This window comes from Altererythrobacter sp. (assembly GCF_050299635.1).
GTDB lineage: Bacteria > Pseudomonadota > Alphaproteobacteria > Sphingomonadales > Sphingomonadaceae > Erythrobacter.
Genome location: NZ_JBNKWF010000002.1, coordinates 113,417 through 139,893, shown reverse-complemented (window position 1 = coordinate 139,893; position 26,477 = coordinate 113,417). Strand labels below are relative to the sequence as shown.

Genomic DNA, 26,477 nt, shown 5'->3' with positions numbered 1-26,477 from the left:
GCGATGACGGAAGACGAAGCCCGCGCAGTGCTGCTCAAGAGGTGCGAGGAGCTGGACGAAGAAGACCGTATCAGCGCGGAAGGGCGCGCGCCGGTCACTTTGCAACAGGATAGCGTCGGACGACTCAGCCGGATGGACGCAATGCAGGTGCAGGCCATGGCGCTTGCTTCGGAGCGACGGCGCGCGGCGGAACGCCAGCGGATAGGTGCTGCATTGGCGCGGCTCGATGACGGCGAATGGGGATATTGCCTTGGCTGCGGCGAGGAAATCGCGGACAAACGGCTGCGGCACGATCCCAGCGTGACTCGCTGCGTCAATTGCGCGGGCGCGGGGTAGGGAGATACCGATGCACGCCGATAGTCAATGGACATGAAAGCGCGGGGCCTTGCCCGGCAAGCGTGATTCTCGCGGCTTGTGCGGGCAGGTGATCCCGTTACCGTGAATCGACCTCTAGTTCGCGGGCACTTTCCGGAACTCCAACCTGCCTTTCGAAGTCTCAAGCTCCAATCGACCATCAATCACTGCGCCGCGCGCATCCGTTAGGTCGAGAACGCCGAGATCGTTGGGCTGGAGTATGAAATGCAATCGGGGGGTGCTTGCCCCTGCGTCCGGTTTCAGCGCAAAGGCGCGCGATGCGATATCGTAGATTTCCTCATGCAGCTTGAGACTCTTCGGGCTGTCACACTCGCTTTCCGCCGGTGACCAGCCTTCGGGCGAGGTGAAGCCGGTTACAATCGAGCCGTCCGCGCAGACCAGGTCGACCCGGATGTTCTGGATCGGCTCGCCATTCGGCCATGTGACGGTGACCAGCGGTGCGTCGCTTTCCGCGCTCGGACCGGCCAATTCGAACATGGGCGGCACAGGCTCAGGAGACGTGGTGAACAGGACCGAGTTGCCCTGGCTCTGCCAGGTGCCGCTTGAACGCAAATCGAGCGCGCCGACGGAGAGGGCAAACTCGAAAGTGTGATCCTTGCTCAGGCGCAGACCAGCAAACATTTCGAACCGCGATCCGTCATAATAGCCGGCGAGATCGGGTTCTGGCGGGGCAACGACCGGGTGAGCACATGCCGTCGACAGCGCAAGGGAAGCGAGGGCGGCGAGGCGTGACGCCAGCCAGAGCCTGCGCGGTGCTTGCGGCATAGCAGGTTCAGAAGCTCGCGGTGACGCGCATGCCCGCCAGAATGCCGGTGTCGCGCGCGCTCACCGCGCTGTCGATCACCTGCAGGTTGGCAGTGACGCGCAAATGTTTGTCTATGCCGAGCGTGTAGAAGGCTTCGATCCCTTCTTCATCTTCCAGTGCGAGCCGGTTCGCCAGCGCGTTCACCAGTCCGTCAGTCAAAGAATAGCGATACCAGGCGATGCCGAAGCGATCCTGCGTGCGGAAACGCGGATTGCCCGAAATGCCGATGAAGCCGCTCTTGTCGAGGAAGGTCGGATCGCCATGCGAGATATAGACCTGCCCGAAGATGCCCCAGCCCTTGCCCGGCGCCTCCGGATAGACGCCGAGATACTGGTAACCGGCCAGCACCGCGCTGAACTCGCCCTTGCGATTGCCGAAGCCCGAACCGGGAGCCGGGACCAGCACCGGCACCAGCGCTTCGGTTGCGAGCTCGCTGCGGGTCGAGCCGGCCAGCTTGAGCGCGTAATAACCGGGCTTGCCGCCGAGCTTTACCGGCAGCGTGATCGATCCGAGGAACGCCACGCCCTTGTCAAAGGGGCTTTCGAACCCGGTCTTCTTCGACTGCAATTGCGGGTCGAACACCCATAACCGGTAGATCGCACTCTTGGTCGGCTTGTTGAACAAAGCGCCGATGATCGAGCCGGGCACAATCGCACTGGGCGGCAGAGCCATGGCCAGGTTCTGGAACCCTTCGTGTCCACCCCCGCCGACGACCGGCAGGCCTGCAGCGAGATCGAGCACATTGACCTTGCCGACAGTTAGCGTGGTGCCGGACTTCCAGCGCTTGGTGACATTGACATTGAGATCGAAGACATCGCCTTCGCCGGGATAGAACAGCAATGTGTTGGAAGGGAGCAGGCCGATTTCACCATTGGCGCTTTCGCCATATTTGAACTCGGGGTGGATATGCATCGACAGGCTGTTGTCGATCCCGATTGCCCCGCCCTTGATATCGAAATAGCCGTCAATCTTCCCGCCGTAGCGGAAAATATCCCTGGCATCGCCCGAAACCGGAATGTCCCCGAATTGCGAAAAGAGCACGCGGGCCTTGATCGGCGGTGCGGCCGGATGTTCGGGTGGGGGAGGCAGCGAACCGGCGTGCTGTGCCGCGGCCGCGGCCGTCTGTGTCACAGCCAGAGCGGCGGAAGCCTGACCCGGCGAGGTCTGCGCCGCATCCCCCTCCTGGCCTGATCCATCGCGCGAGATATCCGAAATGGATGCGGTGGCTTCGCTGCCTTGGCGATTGGGCGCGAGCGTGGTGCGCGCATCTTCGGCCAGAAGCGGCGAAAACAGTGATGGCAAGGCAGCAAGGAGCATGCCCGCTGCTGGCAGTGCCGAGCGCATGGCGTGACGCCCGCTATTAGACCTGATCGCGACCCTCATGCTTTGTCTGGCAGCGCAGCATTGTTGCCTCGGCGCTGCTCACTATCCCCCTGTTATGTCGTCGCCGGAAGGGGAGCACGTGAGCATTGCGAAATCAATTCGCCACGCGTCAATCGCATCCATTCCGGAGCTATCTGTAGCACTAAATAGCGGAATTATCGCCTGAATAGTATCAGAGCGACATTTCACGATCCAATTGCGGCTGGGCGATCACTATTTGCCCAATAGTGGCCAAAATGGAACGCCTGCGGCACCGCAAGGCGCAACAATCATGCACCTTGATGGGGGTATCTGGTTAGGGCCGTCCTGAGGACTTGCCCGTCAACGTGGCAGCTCGCTGGCTCCCATCAGATACTCGTCCACCGCGCGCGCGGCCTGCCTGCCTTCGCGAATGGCCCAGACGACGAGGCTCTGGCCACGCCGCATGTCGCCACAGGCAAACACCTTGTCCACGCTGGTCGCGTAGCTTTCGGTATCGGCGGAGACATTGCCGCGATCGGTCAGTTCCACGCCAGCCTGATCGAGCATCCCGGCCTTCTTCGGGCCGACGAAGCCCATCGCAAGCAGGATCAGATCGGCTTCGATCGTGAATTCCGAACCCACGATCTCCTGCATCTGGCCGTTCTTCCACTCGACGCGCACGCATTCGAGCCCGGTCACTGTCTCGCCATCGCCGACCACGCGCTTGGTCAGCACGGCCCAGTCGCGCTCAACGCCTTCTTCGTGGCTGGAAGAGGTGCGCAGCTTGAGCGGCCAATCGGGCCAGGTCAGCGCCTTGTCTTCCTTTTCTGGCGGCTTGGGCATGATCTCGAGCTGGACGACGCTTTCCGCACCTTGCCTGTTGGATGTGCCCACGCAGTCCGAGCCGGTGTCGCCGCCACCGATCACGACGACCTTCTTGCCCGTTGCCGTGAGCGAGCCGCGCGGTGCTGCACGCACTTCGTCATCGCCTGCATTGCGCTTGTTCTGCTGCGTCAGGAATTCCATCGCCAGCCTTACGCCGGGCATTTCGGAACCCGGGATCACCAGCGGGCGCGCATCCTCCGCGCCGCCGGAAAGCACGATCGCGTCGAAGTTTTCCTGCAGGCTCTGGAAAGAGATATCGACGCCAACTTCCTTGGAAGTCTTGAACGTGACCCCTTCGGCTTCCATCTGGACCCCGCGCCGGTTGATGAGGTGCTTTTCCATCTTGAAGTCCGGGATGCCATAGCGGAGCAAGCCGCCGATCCGGTCATTCTTCTCGAACACGGTGACGGTATGGCCGGCGCGAGCCAGTTGCTGCGCGCATGCGAGGCCTGCAGGCCCTGATCCGACGACAGCGACCGATTTTCCGGTCTTCTTCTCTGGCACCTGCGGCTCGATCCAGCCTTCCTTCCATCCGCGATCGACAATGGCGCATTCGATTGACTTGATGGTGACTGGCTGGTCGATGATGTTGAGCGTGCAGCTCGCTTCGCAAGGCGCGGGACAGATGCGGCCTGTGAACTCGGGGAAGTTGTTGGTCGAGTGCAGCACTTCGAGCGCACTCTTCCAGTCGCCTTCATAAACCAGATGGTTCCAGTCCGGGATGATATTGTTCACCGGACAGCCGTTGTGACAATAGGGAATGCCGCAATTCATGCAGCGCGATGCCTGCGATTGCAGCGTTTCGTCTTCCGGCTGGACGACGAATTCGCGATAGTTCCCAAGACGCTCCTTGGGATCGAGATAATCGCGTTCCTTGCGGTCGAGTTCGAGGAACCCTGTTTCCTTGCCCATCTTTACTGACCCTTATTCCGCCGCGACCGTTTCGGCTTCCAGCCGTTCTGCCTCAAGCGCTTCGAGCGCGCGCTTGTAATCGCGTGGCATGACTTTGACGAACTTGCCCAATGCGGCATCCCAATTGTCGAGCAATTCGGCGGCCTTGGCGCTGCCGGTATGCAGCTTGTGCCGCTCGACCAGGATCCTCAGCCGATCAGCATCGTGGCGCAGCATGTCGCCCATGCCGAAATCATTGACCGATTGCGGTCGCTGCTGCGGCCGGCCCGTGCCTTCCTCAGCATCGGACTTGGGTGAAATCGGCACCAGATCGACCTGAGCCGGATTGACGAGCTTTTCGAACTGGCCATCCGGATCGTAGACATAGGCCACGCCTCCGCTCATGCCGGCGGCAAAGTTCCGTCCCGTCGGGCCGAGCACGACAACCACACCGCCGGTCATATATTCGCAGCCGTGATCGCCGGTTCCTTCGACCACCGCGATGGCGCCCGAATTGCGGACGGCAAAGCGCTCGCCCGCGACGCCGCCGAAGAAGGCTTCGCCCGCGATCGCGCCGTAAAGCACGGTGTTGCCGATGATGATGTTTTCGCCCGGTTCGCGCGCCACGCCTTCCGGCTGCTTCACCACGATCCGGCCGCCGGAGAGGCCCTTGCCGACATAGTCGTTGGCGTCGCCCGTCAGGTTGAGCGTGATGCCATGGGCCAACCATGCGCCGAAACTCTGCCCGGCAACGCCGGTGAGGTTGATGTGGATCGTATCCGGCTTGAGTCCCGCATGGCCATGCACCCGGGCAACTTCGCCAGAGAGCATTGCGCCGACCGTGCGGTTGACGTTGCGGACTGGCGTGTCAATCACAACCTGTTCGCCCTTGTCGATCGCGGGGCGGCATTGACTGATCAGCTCGTTGTCGAGTGCAGCTGCAAGCCCGTGATCCTGCTCCTGTGTGTGGAACAGCTGTTTGCCTTCCTCGATCTCGACCGTGTGCAAGAGGCGCGACAGGTCGATGCCCTGCGCCTTCCAGTGGCGATGCACGCGGCGCATGTCGAGCCGGTCGGTCCGGCCGACCATTTCCTCGATCGTGCGGAAGCCCATCTCCGCCATGATCTGGCGCAGTTCTTCGGCGACGAAGAAGAAGTAGTTGATGACGTGCTCGGGCTGGCCGGTGAAGCGTGCGCGCAGCACCGGATCCTGAGTGGCCACACCCACCGGGCAGGTGTTGAGGTGGCACTTGCGCATCATGATGCAGCCAGCCGCAATCAGCGGCGCAGTGGCGAAGCCGAACTCGTCCGCACCCAGCAGCGCGCCGATGGCGACGTCACGACCGGTGCGCAGGCCGCCATCGACCTGCACCGCAATGCGGCTGCGCAGGTCATTGAGCAGCAGCGTTTGCTGAGTTTCGGCCAGGCCGATTTCCCACGGGCTGCCCGCGTGGGTCAGGCTGGTCAGCGGCGAAGCGCCGGTGCCGCCTTCATAGCCCGAAATGGTAACGTGGTCGGCGCGCGCCTTGGAAACGCCGGCGGCGACCGTGCCTACACCCACTTCAGACACCAGCTTGACCGAGATGCGCGCGGTCGGCTGGACATTCTTAAGATCGTGGATCAGCTGGGCGAGATCTTCGATCGAATAGATGTCGTGATGCGGCGGCGGCGAGATCAGGCCCACACCCGGAGTAGAGTGGCGCACCGCGCCGATCCGCTTGTCGACCTTGTGGCCGGGCAGCTGGCCGCCTTCGCCGGGCTTGGCGCCCTGAGCCATCTTGATCTGGATATCGTCCGAATTGACCAGATATTCGGTCGTCACGCCGAAACGGCCAGACGCCACCTGCTTGATCCGGCTGCGCATCGAATCGCCATTGTCGAGCGGTTTGAAGCGCTCGGGCTCCTCGCCGCCTTCGCCGGTGTTCGAACGTCCGCCGATCCGGTTCATGGCGATCGCGAGTGTCGAATGCGCCTCGTGGCTGATCGAGCCGAAGCTCATCGCGCCGGTGCTGAAACGCTTTACGATTTCGCTCGCGGGTTCGACCTCTTCCAGCGGAATCGGCTCGTCGGCCAGCTTGAACTCCATCAGCCCGCGGATCGTCAGCAGACGTTCGGACTGGTCGTTGATCGACTTGGCGAACTCTTCGTAGTTCTTCGGGTCGTTACCGCGTACCGCGTGCTGCAGGTGGGCGATGTTGCCCGCCGTCCAGGCGTGTTCCTCGCCGCGCAGGCGCAGCTGGTAGATACCGCCGACGTCCAGCATGTTGCGGTAGATCGGGTTGTCGCCATAGGCGGCCGCGTGGCGACGCACGGTTTCCTCGGCCACTTCCTTCAGGCTGACGCCCTCGATCGTGGTCGCTGTGCCGGTGAAGTATTTGTCGATGAATTCGCTCGACAAGCCGACAGCATCGAAGATCTGTGCACCGCAATATGACTGATAGGTGCTGATGCCCATCTTGGACATGACCTTGCGGATACCCTTGCCCACTGCCTTGATGTAGTTCTGGCGAACTTCTTCAGCGTCGAGATCCGCGTATTTGGCGGCGCGAATGTCTTCCAGCGTCTCGAAGGCGACATAGGGATTGACCGCTTCCGCGCCATAGCCGGCCAGCACGCAGAAATGATGCACTTCGCGCGCTTCGCCGGTTTCGACCACCAGCCCGGTCTGCATGCGCAGGCCCTGGCGCACCAGGTGATGGTGCACGGCAGCCGTTGCGAGCAGCGCTGGCATCGGGATGCGATCCGGCCCCTGTGCGCGGTCCGACAGGATCAGGATGTTGTGATCGGCCAGTACCGCTTCGGTCGCGGCCCAGCACATTTCCTTGATCGCGAGCTCGATTCCCTCGGCACCAGTCGTGGCGTCCCAGGTCATGTCGATCGTTGCGGTGCGGAAAGCGCCATCGAGCGCGATCTCGACCGAACGGATTCGCGACAGCTCCTCATTGGTGAGGATCGGCTGGCTGATTTCGAGACGCTTGTGCGTGCCCGCTTCATGGCCAAGCAGATTGGGGCGCGGCCCGATCATCGACAGCAGGCTCATCACCAGTTCTTCGCGGATCGGATCGATCGGCGGATTGGTGACCTGAGCGAAGTTCTGCTTGAAATAATCGTAGAGCAGGCGGCTGCGGCTCGAAAGCACGGCGATCGGCGTGTCGGTACCCATCGATCCGATCGGATCGTCTGCCTTGACCATCATCGGTTCGAGGAAGCGCGAAAGATCTTCCTGCGTGTAGCCGAAGGCCTGCTGGCGATCGAGCAAGCTCGTCGTGTGCTTGGGAACGGCCGACAGCTCGGGCTCGATGTGGTCGATGTCCTCGAGATTGTACTGCGCCTGTTCGAGCCACTTGGCATAGGGCTCGGCATCGGCGAGCTGGGACTTGAGCTCCTCGTCCTCGATGATACGGCCCTGCTCGAAGTCGATCAGCAACATCTTGCCCGGCTGGAGCCGCCATTTGCGCACGATGTCCTCTTCGGCAAAGGGCAGCACGCCGCTCTCCGAAGCCATGCAGACGAGATCGTCCTTGGTCACGCAATAGCGCGCAGGGCGCAATCCGTTGCGGTCCAGCGTCGCGCCGATCTGGCGCCCGTCGGTGAAGGCCACCGCAGCGGGCCCGTCCCAGGGCTCCATCAGTGCAGCGTGATATTCGTAGAATGCGCGCCGGCCCGGATCCATCAGCTCGTTCTTGGCCCATGCTTCGGGGATCAGCATCATCATCGCATGGGCGAGGCTGTATCCGCCCAGCAGCAGCAGCTCGAGCGCATTGTCGAGGCAGGCGGTGTCCGACTGGCCGTGCGGAATGATCGGCCACAACTTGTCGAGATCGGCCCCCAGCAGCGGCGATTCCATTGTCCGGCGGCGGGCGTTCATCCAGTTCACATTGCCGCGAACCGTGTTGATCTCCCCATTATGCGCCATGAAGCGATAGGGGTGGGCGAGCCGCCAGCTCGGGAAAGTGTTGGTCGAGAAGCGCTGGTGCACCAGGCCCAGTGCGGAAACGCAATCGGGGTCGCGCAGATCGTCGTAAAAGCTGCCGACCTGGTTTGCGAGCAGCAGCCCCTTGTAAACGATGGTGCGGCTGGAGAAGCTCGGGATATAGAGCTTCGACAGGCCGGGCAGTTCGTGCTTCTCTTCCAGCTTCTTGAGCGGATTCTGCACCTGCTTGCGGATCACGATCAGCTTGCGCTCGAATGCATCCTGATCGGCGCAATTCTCGCCGCGCGCGACGACGCACTGGCGAATTACCGGCATCGATTCGAGCACGGCCTTGCCCAGCCCGTCGAGCGTGGTGGGGACTTCACGCCAGCCGACCAGGCGCTGGCCTTCCTTGGTGATGAATTTTTCGAACTGTTCGGTCACGAAATCGCGCGCGGCGGCGTCACGCGGCATGAAGCACATCGCGACAGCATAATCGCCTGCAGCGGGCAGATCCTTACCTTCGGATTCGGCCCATTTGCGGAACAGCGGATCTGGAATTTGCAGCAGGATTCCCGCGCCGTCACCCAGAAGAGGGTCCGCGCCCACCGCGCCGCGATGGTCGATATTCTCGAGAATCTGCAGCGCCTGGGTAATGATCGCATGCGATTTGTCGCCCTTGATATGGGCGACAAAGCCCACACCACAGGCGTCATGTTCGTTGCGCGGATCGTAAAGGCCTTGCCGTTCGGGCAGGCCGTTCGCCGGATAACCCATTCAAACTCCATATCGTTCAAGCCGGGCAACGCTTACGCGCGCAACCGGCAATGAAGCGCGATTCTCCCCGGCTAGCGAGGAATCAAAAATGTCGCGAAACCTCCCTTTGGCGAAATGAAGCAATTTTTGCAACTGCGAAGCTTAGTGCATTCGATTGCCGTGCCTAAAGCCCCGCTTTCGCCGCCGCGGGCGCAAGGAGGTGCATGGAGAATGTTGGGCCAGGCCCGTTTGAGGCGCTGTCAGGCGCCGCCGCTCATCCGCTGGAGCTTCTCAAGCGCTTCGCGCAGCGCGAGCTCGGTCTGATCGACCTGTTCGCGGGTCGATATCGCCAGAGCGGCATTACCGTCCGTGGCATAGCGAGGAGCCGGAGCCCTGGAGATCGTCGGCAGACTGCGAAGCGCTTCCATCAAGGCCGGATCGGGCGCAGAGACGGTGCTGGCGCCAGCGGTATCCGCACCGCGCCTGCGGTGATCTTCCAGCGCAAGCGCAAAGCGCTCCACCATCTGGACCAGACTCATGTCCTCGATGTTCTGGCTGCGCAGCTTGGTTACTGCGCCTGCACCCGGTTCGGCTTCACCCGGCTCGGCTTCACTCTGCTCGGCCCGGTCGGTGATTTCACTCACCGGCAGTTCGGCGAATTGAGCGTTTTCGGCCAGCGGTGCATCTTCGGCAGCGTCAGGCGCAGGTTGGATGGTCTGTCCGGGAAGTTCCCGTTCACCGCTATGATCGCGGCTGAAGACTTCCGCATTCTCGCCCGCTTCCCGTTTCGCTTCGGCCAGCGCGTCGCGAGGATTCAGCCATTCGGGCTGTTCGGGCGGCCACTCTTCCTCTTCATCGTCCGCATCTTCGCCGGTTTCCTCGACAGTATAGTCAAAGGGATTTCCGGATTCCTCCTCCGGCAGTCGATCGAGGCCAAGCTCGGAGACGGAAATGATTTGCGCGGAACGCCTGCCGGTCCGCTTTGGCTCTTCGGAAGCGGCTTCCGCATCTCCGCCTTCGGTCTCATCGGAGCGGCGCTGGCCGCCAGACAGCCTGCCAAGTGCCGCGGCGCCCTTGAAGCCGATATAGGCCGCCATCGCTGCGGCGAGCAGAGCAAAGGTCCATTCTCCGGTGAGCATCCACACGCCCAATCCGAACAGCACCGCCAGCCAGCCGCCAACGATCGCCGGAAACGCGGGATGCCGCGCGATCGGCCTGCGCTTTGCTTTGCCGCTGTTCTGTTTGCGCTTGAACATGCTGCGCCGGATCCCCGTAGTTCTGCCGTCTTGCCTAGGCCGCGCGCGCGGCGCGTGACTCGTTCCGACGCTCTAGCAAGTCGTGGTAAACGAGCTGATAACGCTGAATATTTGTGGCCCAATCATGGTGTTCGCGGACATGGGCGGCGGCGCGAGCCTTCATCGCATCCCAATCGTTTCTCGCATCGAGAAGACGCGACAGCGCATCGGCGCAGCCCGCAGGATCGTCTGCGGGAAAGAGCGTTCCGGTCACGTCATCGCTTACCAGTTCGCAATGGCCACCAACGTCGGAGGCGGCGACGAGCCTCTGCTGCGCCATCGCCTCTAATGGCTTAAGGGGCGTGACGAGATCGGTCAGCCGGCTGCGCTTGCGCGGATAGGCGAGGATGTCGATCAGCGAATAGTAGCGCTCGACTTCGGAATGCGGCACGCGGCCGGTGAAGATCGCGCAGCCGGGATCGGGCAGGCGCTCCAACTGAGCGCGCAATGCTTCTTCCATCGGACCGCCGCCAGTAAGCAGTAGCTTCGCGCCGGGATGGTCCTCCCGCAGCAGCGGCATGGCTGCAATCAGATCGTCGAGCCCTTCGTAATCGTAGAAGCTGCCAATGAAGCCGATGACCGGCTCGCCTTCTGTAATGCCCAGCTTCTTCGCAAGCGTGTCGTCACGCGGTACCGGCTCGCCGAACAGCGACAGGTCGACGCCATTGGGGGAAATGCCGATCTTGCCCGGAGCAAAGCCGCGCGAAACCAGATCGTCGCGCAATCCGTGACATATGGTGAAGACGGCGTCGGCACCTTCGACCACACGATTTTCCAGCGCGCGGGTAAGGCGATATTTGACCGATCCTTCGCGTCCATTGCCATTGCCGACCGCGGCATCTTCCCAGAAGGCACGGATTTCATAGACCAGCGGAATGCCGTGCTTGCGCGCGACCCGCATCGCCGCTTCGCCGCAGATTGCAGGCGAATGGGCGTGGATGATGTCGGGCCGCCAGTCGGCGACGACCGCTTCGATTCCTGCGGCGAATTGTGCGATCTCGCGCCATTCGCGGATGACCGCAGGGCCTTCGGCGCTGCCGGGGCTGCGGTGGAACAGCAAGCCGTCCACCGTTTCCGCAACCGGACCCTCCGCACTGTGACGCAATCCTGTAACGCCGCGCACTTCGATCCCGGCGGCCTGCTGGGCCTTCAGGATCGCTCGCGTGCGAAAGGTATAGCCGCTGTGCAGCGGAAGCGAATGGTCGAGGACATGGAGAACGCGCGTCATGTGCGGCCCCTTGCCACGAATGTGCTTAACGGGCCGTCAACTGCATGTTGTTAATGCATTTTGCATAAAGGGTGCGCCGCACCTGCCGAGCAATCTGCCTGGGGAACCGCCCGCTTGATCGACTATTTTGCCCTGGCCCTGGCCCATGCGCTTTTGGCGATTGGCTTCCTGCGCCTGGCGAAGAGCGAGGTGCTGGATCGCGACGATCTGGCACCGGAAGAAAGTGGCGTACGCGAAGATGCGGCCTCGGCCGACGCGGCGGAGCGCCAGGCGTGATCGATTTCGTGTTCCTCGCCTTCCTCGGATTTATCATGGTGCTGGGCCTGCGCCGCCCGTTCCTGTGGGTGCTGGCCTATATCTATATCGATATCCTGGCACCGCAGCGGATCGGCTATGGCATCCTTCATTCGATCCCGGTGTCCTTGATCGCCTTTCTCGCGGCCTTCGGCGGCTGGTTGCTGCTCGATTACAAGAAGGGCGCACGCTTCACCTTTCGCCAGGGACTGATGCTGGCGCTGCTGCTCTATTGCGCCTGGACCACCGGACACGCCGATTTTCCGGTCGAAGCGCAGGAGAAATGGGGCTGGGTGTGGAAGGCACTGGTCTTCGCCATCTTCCTGCCGCTGACAGTCACGACCCGGTTGCGGATCGAAGCGCTGGCGATGGTGATGGTCCTTTCGGTTGGCGCGATCATCATCAGCGCGGGCATGAAGACGGTCGGCGGGGGCGGCGGCTATGAGAACCTCTACTTCTTCGTCAACGACAACAGCGGCATTTACGAAAGCTCGACGCTGGCGACAGTCGCGATCGCGATCATTCCGCTGATCGTCTGGTTCACCAGGCACGGAACGATCTTCCCGCCAGACTGGCGCGTACGAACGTTCTCGTTCGCTCTGATCTTTGCCTGCCTGCTGATCCCGATCGGGACCGAAGCGCGCACTGGCCTGCTGTGTATCGCGGTGCTGTGCGTCATGGCGCTGCGCGATGTACAGCACCGGTTGAGCTTCATTGTTGCGGGGGCACTGCTGGGGCTGGTGGCGCTGCCCTTCCTGCCGCAAAGCTATTACGACCGGATGGCGACGATTGGCGCACCGGGGCAGGACGAGAGTGCCTCGACCCGCGTGGCGGTGTGGGAATGGACGCTGGACTATGCCTCCTCCCATCCATTGGGCGGCGGCTTCGACGCCTATCGCGGCAACAGCTTCACCTATATTCTTCCTGTCCGCAAGGAAGTGGGCAACACGACATCGGTCAAATTTGAAGAGGTGACGGACAAGGCGCGCGCCTATCACTCCGCCATCTTCGAGATGCTGGGCGAGCAGGGCTGGCCCGGTCTCGTCCTGTGGCTGTGGCTGCAGGCATTGGGCGTGTGGCAGATGGAAAGAATCCGCCGCCGCTGGAAAGGGCGAGACGAAGATGGGCAGCGATGGCAGGCGCCCCTTGCCGTGGCGCTGCAGATCTCCAGCGTGATCTATATCGTCGGCGCCCTGTTCCAGGGCATCGCCTATCAGCCAGTGATCCTGATGATTATCGGGCTCCAGATCGGCTTTCACAGCTATTGCCTGCGCATCGATTCGCAGGGCGAAGAGCCAAAACGGCTGAAACGCGCCAGAATCAGGCGCCGCAGCGGCGGCGATGCCGTAGCGGCAGGTTGACGTTTACGGAAACTTCATTGCGCTGAGCGGCGACTTGCTCCATGAAGCGCGGCGACACGGCGAGAGTCGCCAAGCTGAACAAGGAGAGGCGCATGAGCCCGCAAGAAATCGCAGCCAAGGTTGGCGAGCATCTGGCAACCAGCGAATGGGTTGAGATCAGCCAGGACCGCATCAACCAATTCGCCGATGCGACCGGCGACCATCAGTTCATCCACGTCAATCCGGAAATGGCCAAGATGACGCCCTTCGGCGGCACCATTGCCCATGGGTTCCTGACGCTGTCGATGATTCCCTATCTCGCTGCCAACAGCGACATGCCGCGCCCGGACAATGTGAAGATGGGCGTCAACTACGGCGGCAACAAGACGCGTTTCCTCGCGCCGGTCCGTTCAGGCAAGCGCATTCGCGGCATCTGGAAGCTGCTCGAAATGATCGAGAAGCGTCCGGGCCAGTGGCAGCAGACCGTGGAGATCACGATCGAAATCGAAGGCGAAGACAAGCCCGCGCTGATCTGTGAGTGGATCACGCAGTTCTTCGTCTGATACCTTCTTCAACCTGGACCCTCTCCTCCTCCGGGGCCGGTACCGAATTTAGTTCTTGAAAGGATTCGCCATGCGCGATGCAGTTATCGTTTCCACCGCCCGCACCCCGATCGGGCGCGCCTACAAGGGCGGTTTCAACGCCACGCCCGGTGCGACGCTGGGCTCTCTTTCGCTCGCACCCGCGATCGAACGCGCGGGCATTGACGCAGGCGAGATCGACGACGTCGTCTGGGGCTGCGTGCTGACGCAAGGCACCCAGTCGGGCAATATCGGCCGTCAGGTCGCTTTGCGTGCGGGTTGCCCCGTCTCCGTTCCGGCGCAGACGATGGACCGCCAGTGTTCTTCAGGTCTGATGGCAATCTCGACCGCTGCCAAGCAGATCATCGTCGACAATATGGATATTGTCGTCGGCGGCGGGCAGGATTCGATCAGCATGGTGCAGACGCCTGAGATGCGCGTAGCACCCGATCGTTCGCTGATCGCGATGCACAAGGACGTCTACATGCCGATGCTGCAGACTGCCGAGACGGTCTCGAAGCGCTATGGCATCAGCCGCGATGTGCAGGACGAATATGCGCTGCAATCGCAGCAGCGCACCGCCGCTGCGCAGGAAGCGGGCAAGTTCGACGACGAGATCGTTCCCGTCACCACCACGATGATGGTCAAGGACAAGGAGACCGGCGAAGTCTCGAGCGTCGAAACCACGATCACAAAGGACGAAGGCAACCGCCCATCGACCACGCTGGAAGGGCTGCAGTCGCTCCAGCCGGTGATGGGGCCGGACATGACGGTAACGGCAGGAAATGCCAGCCAGCTTTCGGACGGCTCTTCCGCTTCGGTTCTGATGGAAGCCAAGGTTGCCGAGAGGAAGGGCCTGCAGCCGCTCGGTCGCTATGTCGGCATGGCCGTCGCAGGCACCGAGCCTGACGAGATGGGCATCGGCCCCGTCTTCGCCATTCCCAAGCTCCTCCAGCAGACGGGCGTGAAGATGGAAGACGTCGGCCTGTGGGAACTCAACGAGGCTTTCGCTGTGCAGGTGCTCTATTGCCGCGACAAGCTGGGCATCGATAACGACATTCTCAACGTCAACGGCGGCTCGATCTCGATCGGCCACCCCTATGGCATGACGGGTGCGCGTTGCACCGGCCACGCGCTGATCGAAGGCAAGCGCCGCGGCGCGAAATATGTTGTCGTCACCATGTGCGTGGGCGGCGGCATGGGCGCTGCCGGCATGTTCGAGGTCTTCTGACGCCGGGGTCTCAGACTCTGTAATCATTGCCTTTATAGGCAAAGCATCGCATTCTCCCGCCGATCCTCCTGGATTTGGCGGGAGTTTTGCGTCTTGGGCATCATGGAAATCATCGGGATCGCGGGCAGCGTCAGCCTGTTGTCAGGCTGGCGGCTCTATCTCTGCATCTTTGCGACCGGGCTGGCGATGCGGCTCGATGCGATTCCCGTGCCCGAACATCTTGCCAGCCTGGCAGTGCTCGCCAATCCCTGGGTGATGGGTATCGCCGCGCTGGGCGCACTGGCCGAATTCCTGGCTGACAAGGTAATGTGGCTCGATACGATCTGGGACACGGTGCACACGCTGGTCCGACCCGTCGGTGGCGCACTTCTGGCGCTTGCCATCGTCGATCCCTCCGACCCGGCAACGCAGGTCCTGGCATTCCTGTTGGGCGGCGGGGCGTCGTTTCTGGCGCATGGCGGCAAGGCGAGCGCGCGGGCGGTGGTCAACACCAGCCCCGAACCATTCAGCAATGCAGCGGTTTCAAGCGTCGAGGACGTTGCGACAGCCGGGCTGCTCTATCTCGCATACCAATACCCGGTCGCCGCCGGAATCATCGCGCTGGTGCTGCTCGCTGCCGCGATCGGCCTGCTGCTGCTGGCCCGACGGATCATCAAACGGCTGTTCTTCCGCGTGCGTGAGCCATTGGAATAGCGGCTACACCGAGGCTGGCTAGGCGTGTTTGGCCATGAATTCTTCGACCACTGGCGCAACCTTCGTGCGCCATTTGCTGCCGTTGAAAATGCCGTAATGCCCCGCGCCTTCCGCCATGTAGTAGCGCTTCTTCTTCTCTGAAAGCCCGGTTGCGAGATGGAGCGAGGCCTTGGTCTGGCCGATGCCCGAAATATCGTCTCGCTCGCCTTCGATCGCCAGCAGCGCGGTGTCTGTAATTGCGCCGAGGTCCACGATCTCGCCCTTGTGGCGGAACTCGCCATTGGGGATCGAGTGCCTCTGGAAGACTTCTTCGACTGTTTGCAGATAGAATTCCTCGGTCATGTCGCAGACGCTGCGATATTCGTCGTAGAAATCCTTGTGCGCCTGAGCGCTCTCGTCGTCGCCCACCGTCAGATGCTTGAACATCTCGTAATGGCTCATCAGGTGATTGCCGAGGTTCATGCTCATGAAGCCCGCAAGCTGCATGAAACCGGGATAGACCTTCCGGCCCGAACCGCGGTAATTCATCGGAACGGTGGCGATCACGGAATGGCGGAACCATTCGATCGGGCGCTCCATCGCCAGATTGTTGACCGTTGTGGGGCTCTCACGAGTATCGATCGGGCCGCCCATCATGGTCAGCGTCTTGGGTGTCGCAGGATCCTTGTGCAGGTTCATCAGCGCAGTAGCAGCGAATGCAGGAACGGACGGTTGGCAAACCGCCATCATATGCGTTCCCTTGCCACCTTCGTTGGGCCCGATGAACTGGAGGAACTCGATCAGATAATCGATATAGTCATCGAGGTCGAAGGTCCCTTCCTTCAGCGGGACGTTCTTCGCGTCGGCCCAGTCGGTAATATAGACCTCGCAGCCTTCGGCCATGCGCTCCACAGTTCCGCGCAGCAGAGTGGCAAAGTGCCCGCTCATCGGCGCGACGATCAGCAGTTTGGGCGCATCGTCAGGCAGGCCTTCGCGGCGGAAGCGCTTGAGATCGCCGAATGGCTTGTTGACCACGGTCGCTTCCTCGACCGGATAGAGCTTGCCGGCGATTGCGACATTGTCGATCCCGAACGCGGGTTTGCCATAGGTCGCAGTCGCGTGGGCAAACACCTCAAGCGCCGAGGCCGCCATCGGGCCGAGGCCCAGATAGCCAAGGGGGTTGGCGGGATTGCCCAGCACTTCGGCCCCGATCGAGGCCCATGCACTGGCGCTATTCAGCCAGGATTTTTGTAGTTCGTGAGCGTGATAAAGCACGAAGTTCCCCTTTTGCGACCGCATTGGGCGGCATGACGAATCTGCGCCTCTTACCGGGCGCTCCACCGCTCAAGTTGGCGATTTGCAACCCATTGTGCAATGCACAATCTTGGATTTCGACCCTTTTGCCTACATCCATTTGGATTTTGCACGTGAAATTCGGGCATTCCATAGCTACTTGGGGCCAACGATGGATGGAAATTCCCCAGAAGCAGAGGCCGAACCCCAATCACGAGGGCTGTTCTCGAGGCGCAAGAGCTCTGCGAAAGACAAGCCGGCGCGGACGCTTGGGCCGCTCAAGATGGTCTATGCATCGGCGGCGCAATATCCCACTCAGGTCCTGCTGGCGTTTTTCGCGCTGATTGTCACCGCCGCTGCAACGCTGGCGATACCTGCCGGGTTCAAGCTGATCATAGATCGCGGGTTTGCCGCGGGCGGGGATCCAGCGGATATCGCGCGCTGGTTCCGATACCTGCTGATGATCGTAGGCGTATTGGCAATCGGGACAGCGCTGCGGTTCTATTTCGTGAGCTGGCTGGGTGAGCGGGTCGTGGCCGATATCCGCCTCAAGGTGCAGCGCAATCTGCTGCGCCTCGCTCCCGGCTTCTACGAGGAGAACAGCCCGAAAGAGATTTCGAGCCGGATGACGAGCGATACGGCAATCATTGAGCAGGTAGTGGGTACAACTGTCTCCATCGCCCTGCGTAACTCGCTGATGGCGATCGGCGGAACGATCTACCTGTTCTATCTGGCCCCGCAACTCACGATCGGGCTGATCATCGGGATTCCGCTTGTCATCTTGCCGATCACGATCTTCGGGCGGCGGCTACGCAGTGTCAGCCGCACCAGCCAGGACCGGGTCGCCGATGTGGGCGCGATGGTGACCGAAGTGCTTTCGGGGATGAAGATCGTCCAGGCCTTCAACCAGGAAAAGCGTGAGCACCAGCGCTTTGGCGAAGCCGTGGAGCGAACCTTCGCCACGGCCAAGCGGCGCATCCTGATCCGCGCCGTCATGACATCCGTTATCATCCTGTTGATCTTTGGTTCGGTCACACTGCTGATGTGGCGCGGTGCGCTGGCAGTCTCCGAAGGGACTATTTCTGGCGGCACCATCGCCGCCTTCGTCATCACAGGCGGTCTTGTCGCCGGGTCTTTCGGTTCGCTGACCGAGGTTTACGGCGACCTGTTGCGCGGTGCCGGGGCTGCGAGCCGGCTCAACGAGTTGCTCAATTCCAGGCCCGAAATCGCGCCGCCTGAAAAGCCCGAGAAGCTGCCTGACCCGCCGCGCGGCAGCCTTTCGTTCCGCAATGTGACTTTCCGCTATCCGACCCGGCCTGAAACTGCTGCGGTCAAGGATCTGACGCTGGAAGTGGAGCCGGGCGAGACGGTGGCGATTGTCGGGCCATCTGGCGCGGGCAAGTCGACCATCTTCCAGCTTGTCGAGCGATTCTACGATCCGCAGGCCGGCACCATCCGGCTCGACGGTGTGCCGCTAACCAAGGCCGATCCTGCCGATATCCGCCAGCGGATAGCCTTCGTGCCGCAAGACGGAGTTTTGTTCAGCGCCAATGCGCGCGACAATCTGCGTTATGGCTGCTGGGAAGCGAGCGACGAGGAAATCTGGGAGGCAGCGCGCGCAGCCAATGCGGAGGGCTTCCTGCGCGACTTGCCTGACGGCCTCGACACCTTCCTCGGAGAAAGCGGTACGCGCCTCTCTGGCGGCCAGCAGCAGCGTATCGCGATCGCCCGTGCGCTACTCCGCAATGCGCCGATCCTGTTGCTCGACGAGGCGACCAGCGCGCTCGATGCGGAAAGTGAGCAGCTCGTCCAGCAAGCGCTTGAGCGTTTGATGCAGGATCGCACCACCTTGGTGATCGCGCACCGGCTGGCGACCGTGCGGGCGGCTGACCGCATTGTTGTGCTGGAGGAAGGCCGGATTGTGGAACAGGGCAGCCATGCACAACTGGCGGGCGCCGATGGCCTCTATGCCCGCCTGGCGTCGCTCCAGTTCGCGGCCACCGAAGCAGCGTGATCTGCCTTCGTTCAGCCTCATGCAATTGATCAAGTTGCAATCGAAACCAATAAGCTGCAGCATTCGGCACCGAAGATGGCCCAAGCCGTCGCCGAATGAGATTTACCAAGGGGACAGACGAAAATGATCCGTAAAGCCGCAATTCTTGGCGCGAGCGCTATCGTGCTGGCGCTGGCGCCACCTGTGCTGACCGGGCCTGCCTTCGCTGGCGAGAACGACGCCGAGGCAAAGGCCAAGGCGGAAAAGCAGGAAGCCGACACGCCAACCATGAGCTTTGGCACATGGGGCGTCGATCCTGCTCTGCTCTCACAGGATGTGAAGCCGGGTGACGACTTCTTCGCCTACGTCAACCAGAAATGGCTCGACGACAATCCGCTCCCAACCGAATACAGCCGCTTCGGGGCTTTCAACCTGCTGCGCGAAAAATCGACTCATGACGTCAAGGCGCTGGTCGACGATCTTGTGAGCAAGGATCCTGCCACGCTCAGCGGCGACGAGAAGCGTATTGTCGACACCTACAACGCCTATCTCGATACCGATGCGATCAATGCTTCGGGGATGGCCGCGGCGCAGCCCTATCTCAACAAGATCATCGCGGCTGAAGACCTTCCGGCGTTGGTCAAGCTGTGGGCCACACCCGGCTATCCTTCGCCGATCGGCGGCGGGGTTGAAGTCGACGCCAAGGAACCCGATCGCTATTCGGTCTATCTGGGCTCGGGCGGCCTGGGCCTGCCCGACCGTGACTATTACCTCGACACCAGCGAAAAGGGCGAGGATATCAAATCCAAGTATCGCGACTATCTGGCGGTACTGTTCAAGGCTGCAAGATATGAAGACCCTGCAGGCGCAGCCAAGGCAGTCTTTTCCTTCGAAAACCACATCGCACGCGAGGTTTCCTGGGACCGGGCCGTCAGCCGAAATCTCGACCTGATCTACAACGCCTTCACGCCCGAGGAATTTGTCGCACTGGACAGCAAGTTCCCGCTTGCGACCATGATCGACACCTCGGGCTTCGGCGAGACCGACCGCTTTATTGTCACCAATATGCGGCCGAGCGAGGAGCGCGCGAAGGAACTGGGCCTTGATGCAGCGACCATGGCCAAGATCGGCAGCGGTTTTCCAGGCATGCTTGCCCTCATCGAGAACACTCCGCTGGCGACGCTCAAGGCATGGACGATCAAGGAATTCCTCGAGAACAATTCCTCGGTCCTGCCGTCTGAAATCGACAAGGCCGATTTCGCATTCTACGGCACTGTCCTGCAGGGAACTCCGGAGCAGCGCCCGCGCTGGAAGCGCGCGATCGGTGAAACCGAAGGCCTGCTCGGCGAGCTACTCGGCAAATCCTATGCGGAGCGCTATTTCCCTGCTTCGAGCAAGGCGGCGATGGTCGAACTGGTCGCCAATCTGCGCAAGGCTCTTGCTCAATCGATCGAACAGAACGACTGGATGAGCGACGCGACCAAACAGCAAGCTATCACCAAGCTGGAGGCTTTCGACCCCAAGATCGGCTATCGCGACAATCTCGAGACCTATGAAGGGCTGGAGATCACGCCTGGCGCGCCGCTTGCCAATCGCATGGCTGCCTCCCGGTGGGCCTGGAAGGACAATCTCTCCAAACTGGGCGAGCCGATTGACCGGACCGAGTGGGGAATGCTGCCGCAAACGGTCAACGCCTATTACAATCCGCTCAAGAACGAGATCGTTTTTCCGGCGGGCATATTGCAGCAGCCATTCTTCGGCCCCAATGCCGATATCGCCGTCAATTACGGTGCGATTGGTGGTGTCATCGGGCATGAGATGGGCCACGGCTTCGACGATCAGGGTTCGAAGTTCGATGCGACCGGCGCGCTCAAGAACTGGTGGACAGATGCGGATCGCAAGGCGTTCGACGCGCTCGGCGATGCTCTGGTTGCGCAATACAACGAATTCTGCCCGCTTGACGATGGCAAGACCTGTGTGAACGGACGCCTGACGCTGGGCGAGAATATTGGCGACCTTGGCGGTCTCAGCCTCGCTTACCGTGCGTTCAAACTTGCGACCAAGGACAAGGACTTGCCCGTGATTGACGGATTGACCGGCGATCAGCGCTTCTTCCTGGCATGGGCGCAGGTGTGGCGTTCGAAGCAACGCGAGGACAATTATCGCCAGCGTCTGCGCACCGATCCGCACAGCCCGGAACGGTTCCGCACCAACGGCATCGTTCGCAATCTCGACGCCTGGTACAAGGCGTTCAATGTCAAGCCGGGCGATGCTCTCTACTTGCCGCCAGAACAGCGGGTAAAGATCTGGTAGCAGGCGCTTTGCCGAAAATTTCATCCGGGGCGGGGCAGGTCGCTTGACTTGTCCCGCCCTTTCTTATTGAGGCTGCGTGATGAACGAAACCGTCACCGCCATCCTGCTTGGTATAGTCGAAGGGCTGACCGAGTTCGTTCCCGTCTCATCGACCGGGCATCTAATCCTCGCAACCGAACTGTTCGGCTATGACGCCGATGAATGGGCGATGTTCAACGTCGTGATCCAGCTGGGCGCGATTCTGGCGGTCGTCTATCAGTATTGGGGCACCTTCTGGCGCGCGGGGATAGGCGTGCTGAAACTGGAGGAAGAGGGCTTGCGCTTTGCGCGCAACATCCTCGTCGCTTTCATGCCTAGTGTGGTGCTGGGACTCGCGCTGAAGGATTACATCGACATCATGCTGGGAAGTCCGGCGATCGTCGCCTGGGCGCTGATCGCGGGCGGTGTCGCAATCCTTGCGATCGAGAAGATCGCCGACCCCAAGGGCGAGGAGACTGTGCCCGAACTTCCGCTCAAGACGGTGATCGGTATAGGCTTTGCCCAATGTCTTGCCATGGTGCCCGGTGTGAGCCGGTCCGGGGCGACGATCATGGGCGCACTGGCCATGGGTGTGAACCGCAAGACGGCGGCTGAGTTCTCCTTCTTCCTCGCGGTTCCGACCATGGTGGGCGCGACTACGCTGGAGCTGGTGACCAAGTATGACGAGCTGTCGGCATCCACCGGCACGGTTGGCTGGGACGAGATCGCGGTCGGTTTCGTCGTCAGCTTTATCGTTGCACTGGTCGTGATTCGTGGTTTCGTCGCCTACGTCAGCCGTCAGGGCTTTGCGCCTTTCGCCTGGTACCGCATTCTGATCGGCATGCTGGCCGTTGGGCTGTTCGTGATCTGATCGGATTGGCCGCGCGTATTGCGCCGTACCGAATCGAAACAAGCGCCAAGTAACGGAAACCTATTCGCACCTGGCTTGTTACAATCGTTGTAGCAATTCGGGAACGAGCCATGTCACTTGTACTGCTGATCGTGATCGGGAGCCTGTTTGGCTGGCTCGCATCGGTGGTCGAGCGAATGGAACACCGCGCTGGAGTTCTGACCTGCGTAGGTGTGGGTGTTGCAGGTGCCGTCACTGCCGGCCTGATCGCAAGCAAGGGAACGATTCTGGGCGGGATGAGCGCGCGCGCGATCCTGGTGGCCATGGCAGGGTCAATCGTCTTCCTGGCGGCGCATTACTTCTATCGTCGACGCAAGGCCGACGTTTGACGCTCAGACCGGTTTTGCTCCGCTGCCGCGTCCGCCGCGCAAAAGGTATTCCTGCGTACCCCTGTGAAGGACATCGTCGACATCGATCACTGCTGAATTGGCATAGGTGAAGGCCGGATTGATGCTGCGATAGAGCCGGTCGAAGTCGCGCTCGACCGTCTGACGATAGAGATCCTCGAAGCTCTCGATCACGAAATAGGTCGGCTGGAGATCACTGATGACATAGTCGGTGCGCATGACCCGGTCGACATTGAGCATGATGCGGTTGGGGCTCTTGGCTTCGGTGGCGAAGACGATCTCGGTCGGTCCGGACAATATTCCTGCTCCATAGGCGCGGATATCGCCCGGCGCTTCTTCGATCAGGCCGAACTCGACTGTGTACCAATAAAGCGCGCCCAGTGCCTTGAGCCGGTTATATCGCATCGCTTTCCAACCGGCGCGGCCATATTCCTGCATGTAATCGGCAAAGACCGGGTCGGTCAGCATCGGCACGTGGCCGAACACGTCGTGGAAGACGTCGGGCTCCTGAATGTAGTCGAAGGTTTCGCGCGTGCGAATAAAATTGCCAGCCGGAAAACGCCGATTGGCAAGGTGCCAGAAGAACACGTGGTCGGGGATCAGCATCGGCACGGGGACGACGCTCCAGCCTGTCAGCGCGCCAAGCTCCTGCGATAGCTGGCCGAACTCGGGAACGCCGCCGCGCCCAAGGTCGAGCTTCTCAAGCCCTTCCATGAAGGCTGTCGCCGCGTGTCCAGGCAGTATCCGCATCTGCCGTTCGAACAGCGCGTCCCAGATGGCGTTGTCTTCAGAGGAATAATTGGCTTGCGCCGGTTCCAGCCAGTCATCCCCCACATGCGCGGGTTTCTTGAGCGGCGCGGTAAAGACATCCGCCGGTAAATCGGGCAGAACGGTGAAGTCCTGCTGTGGTTCTGCTGTCGTAGCCATAGTTTCAATTGCAACTATACCACTGCCTCGAGTGCGGTGCAATCCGGCCAGAGGCTCGAAAGGAGAAAGTGCGCTTGGACCCGTTGAAACGCAAGGAATATGACGAGCTGATGGAACCGCTCGAGCTAGAGCTGGTGGCCATGGCGCGCTGGGCCAAGGCGACGGATGCGCGAATCTGCGTGTTGTTCGAAGGGCGCGATACCGCTGGCAAGGGCGGCGCGATCCGCGCGGTCAGCGAAAGGCTCAACCCGCGCCAGTGCCGCATTGCAGCCTTGTCGAAACCGACTGAAGCGGAACAGAGCCAATGGTATTTCCAGCGCTACGTCCCGCATCTCCCCAGCGCGGGCGAGATCGTTTTGTTCGACCGCAGCTGGTACAATCGCGCCGGGGTCGAGAAGGTGATGGGCTTCGCCAGCGACGCGCAGGTCGAGAACTTTCTCAAGCAGGTGCCGCAGTTCGAAAAACAACTCGTCGATGACGGGATTCTTCTGTTCAAATACTGGCTTACGACCGATCAGGAGCAGCAGGAGGAACGGCTGAAAGAACGGCTGGAGGATCCGCTCAAGCGCTGGAAGCTCTCGCCGATCGATCTTGCCGCGCGCGAGAAATACCAGGCCTATACCGATGCACGCGAAGCCATGCTTGCGGCGACGCATACTGACCACGCGCCGTGGACGTTGGTCGATTTCAACGACCAGAAGCGCGGGCGGCTGACATTGGTGCGCGACTTGCTCGACCGCTTGCCCGACACGCGAATAGACCCGCCGCCGCTCCACTTCCCCGATCTGGGGCGAGCGCCACTGAAAGAGACCTATGGGGTGCTGAAGCCGATTGCGGACTACCCGATCGACGAAAACTAGAGCGTGGCGTTCGCCTTTACGCGCAATATTCGCCAGCTTTGCTGGAGCTGGCGAAGTTTCCCGGATCAACGATCCCTGAACTTCAAGGACTGTCCCGGCAGCGAGAACTATGTACCCGCAAGGGCGGCCACAATACGCCGCCCGTCGATGGCGAATGTGCCCAGCTCGAATCCCTCGTCGGTTCGCCGCATCGCAAGGTGCAGTGGCTCATCGGCAATGGCCGGGCTCATCGCGCGGAAGGAGAAGCTGGCGAGCCTGTTGTCGCCTAGTTCGCTTGCGGCCATTTGCAGCAGCATGCTCGCCATCAGCGGGCCGTGCACCACCAGCCCACGATAGCGCTCAACTTCGCTGGCATAGGGCGCATCGTAATGGATGCGGTGCGTGTTGTAGGTGAGCGCGGAAAAGCGGAACAGCAGCCGCGGATCCGGGGTCATTGTGCGATGGGCATCCCAGGCCGACGCATCGAACGAGCCATCACCCGGCGGCGGCGGACTGAGCGGCGCATCGGGTGCGGCGGCATCTCGATAGACCAGCGTCTGCGTCTCGCTCACCGCCAGCACGCCGTCGGCGCGGGTCTCATGCGCTACGCCGACAAAGCCCAGCCTGCCGCTGCTGCCGTCCTTCTCCGCAATCGAAGCGATCCGGCTCGTGCGTTCGATCCTCGCTCCGATGGCGATGGGAGAATGAAAGGCGATATCGCTCGAGGCCCACATGCGGCGCGGCAGCGGGATCGGCGGGAAGAAGCTGCGCGCGCTATCGTCCCGCATGGGATGGCCGTCGAGGCCGAGCTGGGCAGTCCGGGCTTCGGGTGTGCAGAGGCATAAGTGGATACCTTGCGGCATCACGCCATCGCCCGGCGGATCGAGATCGAATGTCGCGCACCAGCGCCGCGCCAGTGCCGGCGCGAGCGCATCGTCTTGCGCCTGCTCGCGCCCAATCCAGGCGTCCCAGTTTCCCATCAGGCAGCACGCTCGAACAGCGCGGCGATGCCCTGTCCGCCGCCGATGCACATTGTCTCGAGCCCATAGCGCGCTTCACGGCGGTGCATTTCCGCCGCCATATCGGCCAGGATACGCCCGCCCGTCGCGCCGATCGGATGGCCGAGCGATATGCCCGAGCCATTGACGTTGAGAATCTCCATGCGGCTGTCATTCTCGCCCCAGCCCCAGCCTTTCAGCACGGCTAGCACTTGCGGGGCGAAAGCTTCGTTGAGCTCGACCAGGCCGATATCGTCCCAGCCCATGCCGGTGCGGGCGAACAGCCGCTCGACGGCCGGGACCGGGCCATATCCCATGCGCGACGGATCGCAGCCTGCCGCTGCCCAACCGCAGAACCAAAGCGAAGGATCCAGACCAAGCTCTTCCAGTCTGTCTTCGGCGACGACCAGGCAAGCCGCAGCGGCGTCGTTCTGCTGGCTGGCATTGCCCGCCGTCACGATGGCATCGGGATCGCGCTTGATATCGATCGGGCGCAGGCTGCCGAGCGACTCCATGCTGGCATCGGCGCGGTAACCCTCGTCCTTGGCGAAGACCACAGGATCGCCGCGGCCCCGAGAACCTTTGGGCGGAACCTCGACCGTGACGAGGTGATCGTCGAACTTGCCTGCCTCCCAAGCAGCGGCCGCATTGCGGTGGCTGCGCACGGCAAACGCATCTGCCTGCTCGCGCGTAATGCCGTGATCCTTGGCCAGGTTCTCCGCCGTCTCGATCATGCCCGTGATCACGCCAAAGCGTTCGATCGGCTGGCTCATCAGCCGTCCTCGCGTCAACCGGTCGTGCAGTTTCATGTCGCCCATCCGCACACCGTTCCTGAGGTCGGTGGTGTAATGCTCGACGTTCGACATGCTCTCGCAGCCGCCCGCCACCACGACATCGGCCATGCCGGTCTGAACCATCATCGCCGCATTGGCGATAGCCTGCACGCCCGATCCGCAGCGCCGGTCAAGCTGGTATCCGGGAACTTCCATAGGCAAGCCGGCGGCAAGCCAGCTCCAATGCCCGATTGCGGGCGCCTCGCCGCTGCCATAGCCCTGGCTGAAGACGACATCATCGACCCGAGCAGGATCGATCCCGCTGCGTTCGATCAGCGCCTTGAGGATCACTGCGCCCAGCTTGCCAGCATCGAGCGGGGCAAGAGTGCCGAGGAACTTGCCAACGGGCGTGCGCAGGGGTGAAACGATTGCGGCGCGTCTACTCATCTTGTTTCCT

21 protein-coding genes are annotated in these 26,477 nt (G+C 61.7%); 11 read left to right on the top strand and 10 right to left on the bottom strand.

The window, feature by feature from the left end; translation table 11 throughout:
* Positions 1-3 precede the first annotated feature (3 nt).
* The gene (locus tag ACQY6C_RS01560) at positions 4-336 is read left to right on the top strand and encodes a TraR/DksA family transcriptional regulator (RefSeq protein ID WP_427963909.1); all 333 of its coding nucleotides are present in this window, start codon (positions 4-6) and stop codon (positions 334-336) included.
* A 114-nt stretch (positions 337-450) separates the two neighbouring features.
* Here ACQY6C_RS01560 and ACQY6C_RS01555 read toward each other — a convergent pair whose 3' ends face one another.
* The 6 genes from ACQY6C_RS01555 to ACQY6C_RS01530 all read right to left on the bottom strand — a co-directional run bounded on the left by ACQY6C_RS01555 (position 451) and on the right by ACQY6C_RS01530 (position 11,491).
* Entirely contained in the window at positions 451-1,140 is a 690-nt protein-coding gene (locus ACQY6C_RS01555; protein ID WP_427963907.1) for a hypothetical protein, read from the bottom strand.
* 7 nt (positions 1,141-1,147) lie between these two features.
* On the bottom strand, positions 1,148-2,524 hold the full coding sequence (locus ACQY6C_RS01550; RefSeq protein WP_427963905.1) for a carbohydrate porin: 1,377 nt from the start codon (positions 2,522-2,524) through the stop codon (positions 1,148-1,150).
* 360 nt (positions 2,525-2,884) lie between these two features.
* Positions 2,885-4,321: a glutamate synthase subunit beta gene (locus tag ACQY6C_RS01545; RefSeq protein WP_427963903.1), complete on the bottom strand. Its 1,437-nt coding sequence runs from the start codon at positions 4,319-4,321 to the stop codon at positions 2,885-2,887.
* A gap of 12 nt (positions 4,322-4,333) precedes the next feature.
* Positions 4,334-8,989: a glutamate synthase large subunit gene (gene gltB, locus ACQY6C_RS01540; protein ID WP_427963901.1), complete on the bottom strand. Its 4,656-nt coding sequence runs from the start codon at positions 8,987-8,989 to the stop codon at positions 4,334-4,336.
* Positions 8,990-9,228: 239 nt separating this feature from the next.
* On the bottom strand, positions 9,229-10,224 hold the full coding sequence (locus tag ACQY6C_RS01535; protein ID WP_427963899.1) for a hypothetical protein: 996 nt from the start codon (positions 10,222-10,224) through the stop codon (positions 9,229-9,231).
* Between the two features lie 34 nt (positions 10,225-10,258).
* Positions 10,259-11,491: a TIGR04063 family PEP-CTERM/XrtA system glycosyltransferase gene (locus ACQY6C_RS01530; RefSeq protein ID WP_427963897.1), complete on the bottom strand. Its 1,233-nt coding sequence runs from the start codon at positions 11,489-11,491 to the stop codon at positions 10,259-10,261.
* A gap of 114 nt (positions 11,492-11,605) precedes the next feature.
* On the opposite strand from ACQY6C_RS01530, the gene ACQY6C_RS01525 reads away from it, so the two are divergent.
* From ACQY6C_RS01525 to ACQY6C_RS01505, 5 genes are all read left to right on the top strand, one after another.
* Complete coding sequence (locus ACQY6C_RS01525; protein WP_427963895.1) at positions 11,606-11,767, top strand: hypothetical protein; 162 nt, start codon at positions 11,606-11,608, stop codon at positions 11,765-11,767.
* Positions 11,764-13,146 (top strand): DUF5935 domain-containing protein, encoded by a 1,383-nt coding sequence (locus ACQY6C_RS01520; RefSeq protein WP_427963893.1) that lies wholly within the window; start codon positions 11,764-11,766, stop codon positions 13,144-13,146. The genes ACQY6C_RS01525 and ACQY6C_RS01520 overlap by 4 nt, the downstream gene beginning before the upstream one ends.
* Positions 13,147-13,238: 92 nt before the next feature.
* Complete coding sequence (locus ACQY6C_RS01515; protein ID WP_427963891.1) at positions 13,239-13,688, top strand: MaoC family dehydratase; 450 nt, start codon at positions 13,239-13,241, stop codon at positions 13,686-13,688.
* Positions 13,689-13,758: 70 nt separating this feature from the next.
* Positions 13,759-14,937, top strand: a complete 1,179-nt coding sequence (locus tag ACQY6C_RS01510; protein ID WP_427963889.1) for an acetyl-CoA C-acyltransferase — start codon at positions 13,759-13,761, stop codon at positions 14,935-14,937.
* A 93-nt stretch (positions 14,938-15,030) separates the two neighbouring features.
* Complete coding sequence (locus tag ACQY6C_RS01505; protein WP_427963887.1) at positions 15,031-15,630, top strand: DUF4126 domain-containing protein; 600 nt, start codon at positions 15,031-15,033, stop codon at positions 15,628-15,630.
* 18 nt (positions 15,631-15,648) lie between these two features.
* Here ACQY6C_RS01505 and ACQY6C_RS01500 read toward each other — a convergent pair whose 3' ends face one another.
* Complete coding sequence (locus ACQY6C_RS01500) at positions 15,649-16,884, bottom strand: polyhydroxyalkanoate depolymerase (protein WP_427963886.1); 1,236 nt, start codon at positions 16,882-16,884, stop codon at positions 15,649-15,651.
* 190 nt (positions 16,885-17,074) lie between these two features.
* On the opposite strand from ACQY6C_RS01500, the gene ACQY6C_RS01495 reads away from it, so the two are divergent.
* The 4 genes from ACQY6C_RS01495 (at position 17,075) to ACQY6C_RS01480 (ending at position 22,465) form a co-directional block, all read left to right on the top strand.
* Positions 17,075-18,916: an ABC transporter transmembrane domain-containing protein gene (locus ACQY6C_RS01495; RefSeq protein WP_427963884.1), complete on the top strand. Its 1,842-nt coding sequence runs from the start codon at positions 17,075-17,077 to the stop codon at positions 18,914-18,916.
* Between the two features lie 123 nt (positions 18,917-19,039).
* Positions 19,040-21,208: a M13 family metallopeptidase gene (locus ACQY6C_RS01490; RefSeq protein ID WP_427963882.1), complete on the top strand. Its 2,169-nt coding sequence runs from the start codon at positions 19,040-19,042 to the stop codon at positions 21,206-21,208.
* A gap of 79 nt (positions 21,209-21,287) precedes the next feature.
* On the top strand, positions 21,288-22,097 hold the full coding sequence (locus ACQY6C_RS01485) for an undecaprenyl-diphosphate phosphatase (RefSeq protein WP_427963880.1): 810 nt from the start codon (positions 21,288-21,290) through the stop codon (positions 22,095-22,097).
* Positions 22,098-22,207: 110 nt separating this feature from the next.
* Positions 22,208-22,465 (top strand): GlsB/YeaQ/YmgE family stress response membrane protein, encoded by a 258-nt coding sequence (locus tag ACQY6C_RS01480; RefSeq protein WP_427963878.1) that lies wholly within the window; start codon positions 22,208-22,210, stop codon positions 22,463-22,465.
* A gap of 3 nt (positions 22,466-22,468) precedes the next feature.
* Here the strand turns inward: ACQY6C_RS01480 and phhA are convergent, their stop codons facing one another.
* On the bottom strand, positions 22,469-23,410 hold the full coding sequence (gene phhA / locus ACQY6C_RS01475) for a phenylalanine 4-monooxygenase (RefSeq protein WP_427963876.1): 942 nt from the start codon (positions 23,408-23,410) through the stop codon (positions 22,469-22,471).
* Positions 23,411-23,484: 74 nt separating this feature from the next.
* Here phhA and ppk2 point away from each other — a divergent pair, with 74 nt between their 5' ends.
* On the top strand, positions 23,485-24,270 hold the full coding sequence (gene ppk2 / locus ACQY6C_RS01470; RefSeq protein WP_427963874.1) for a polyphosphate kinase 2: 786 nt from the start codon (positions 23,485-23,487) through the stop codon (positions 24,268-24,270).
* A 107-nt stretch (positions 24,271-24,377) separates the two neighbouring features.
* Here ppk2 and ACQY6C_RS01465 read toward each other — a convergent pair whose 3' ends face one another.
* Both ACQY6C_RS01465 and ACQY6C_RS01460 read right to left on the bottom strand, forming a co-directional pair.
* Complete coding sequence (locus tag ACQY6C_RS01465; protein WP_427963872.1) at positions 24,378-25,229, bottom strand: FAS1-like dehydratase domain-containing protein; 852 nt, start codon at positions 25,227-25,229, stop codon at positions 24,378-24,380.
* A complete protein-coding gene (locus ACQY6C_RS01460; RefSeq protein ID WP_427963870.1) occupies positions 25,229-26,467 on the bottom strand; it encodes an acetyl-CoA C-acetyltransferase in 1,239 nt (412 codons plus the stop codon). The genes ACQY6C_RS01465 and ACQY6C_RS01460 overlap by 1 nt, the downstream gene beginning before the upstream one ends.
* Positions 26,468-26,477: the final 10 nt, after the last annotated feature.

Coding starts and splice junctions, on each gene's coding strand:
- ACQY6C_RS01560 (WP_427963909.1), top strand. CDS start 4: ATGACGGAAGACGAAGCCCGCGCAGTGCTGCTCAAGAGGTGCGAGGAG.
- ACQY6C_RS01555 (WP_427963907.1), bottom strand. CDS start 1,140: ATGCCGCAAGCACCGCGCAGGCTCTGGCTGGCGTCACGCCTCGCCGCC.
- ACQY6C_RS01550 (WP_427963905.1), bottom strand. CDS start 2,524: ATGCGCTCGGCACTGCCAGCAGCGGGCATGCTCCTTGCTGCCTTGCCA.
- ACQY6C_RS01545 (WP_427963903.1), bottom strand. CDS start 4,321: ATGGGCAAGGAAACAGGGTTCCTCGAACTCGACCGCAAGGAACGCGAT.
- gltB (WP_427963901.1), bottom strand. CDS start 8,989: ATGGGTTATCCGGCGAACGGCCTGCCCGAACGGCAAGGCCTTTACGAT.
- ACQY6C_RS01535 (WP_427963899.1), bottom strand. CDS start 10,224: ATGTTCAAGCGCAAACAGAACAGCGGCAAAGCAAAGCGCAGGCCGATC.
- ACQY6C_RS01530 (WP_427963897.1), bottom strand. CDS start 11,491: ATGACGCGCGTTCTCCATGTCCTCGACCATTCGCTTCCGCTGCACAGC.
- ACQY6C_RS01515 (WP_427963891.1), top strand. CDS start 13,239: ATGAGCCCGCAAGAAATCGCAGCCAAGGTTGGCGAGCATCTGGCAACC.
- ACQY6C_RS01510 (WP_427963889.1), top strand. CDS start 13,759: ATGCGCGATGCAGTTATCGTTTCCACCGCCCGCACCCCGATCGGGCGC.
- ACQY6C_RS01495 (WP_427963884.1), top strand. CDS start 17,075: ATGGATGGAAATTCCCCAGAAGCAGAGGCCGAACCCCAATCACGAGGG.
- ACQY6C_RS01490 (WP_427963882.1), top strand. CDS start 19,040: ATGATCCGTAAAGCCGCAATTCTTGGCGCGAGCGCTATCGTGCTGGCG.
- ACQY6C_RS01485 (WP_427963880.1), top strand. CDS start 21,288: ATGAACGAAACCGTCACCGCCATCCTGCTTGGTATAGTCGAAGGGCTG.
- ACQY6C_RS01480 (WP_427963878.1), top strand. CDS start 22,208: ATGTCACTTGTACTGCTGATCGTGATCGGGAGCCTGTTTGGCTGGCTC.
- phhA (WP_427963876.1), bottom strand. CDS start 23,410: ATGGCTACGACAGCAGAACCACAGCAGGACTTCACCGTTCTGCCCGAT.
- ACQY6C_RS01465 (WP_427963872.1), bottom strand. CDS start 25,229: ATGGGAAACTGGGACGCCTGGATTGGGCGCGAGCAGGCGCAAGACGAT.
- ACQY6C_RS01460 (WP_427963870.1), bottom strand. CDS start 26,467: ATGAGTAGACGCGCCGCAATCGTTTCACCCCTGCGCACGCCCGTTGGC.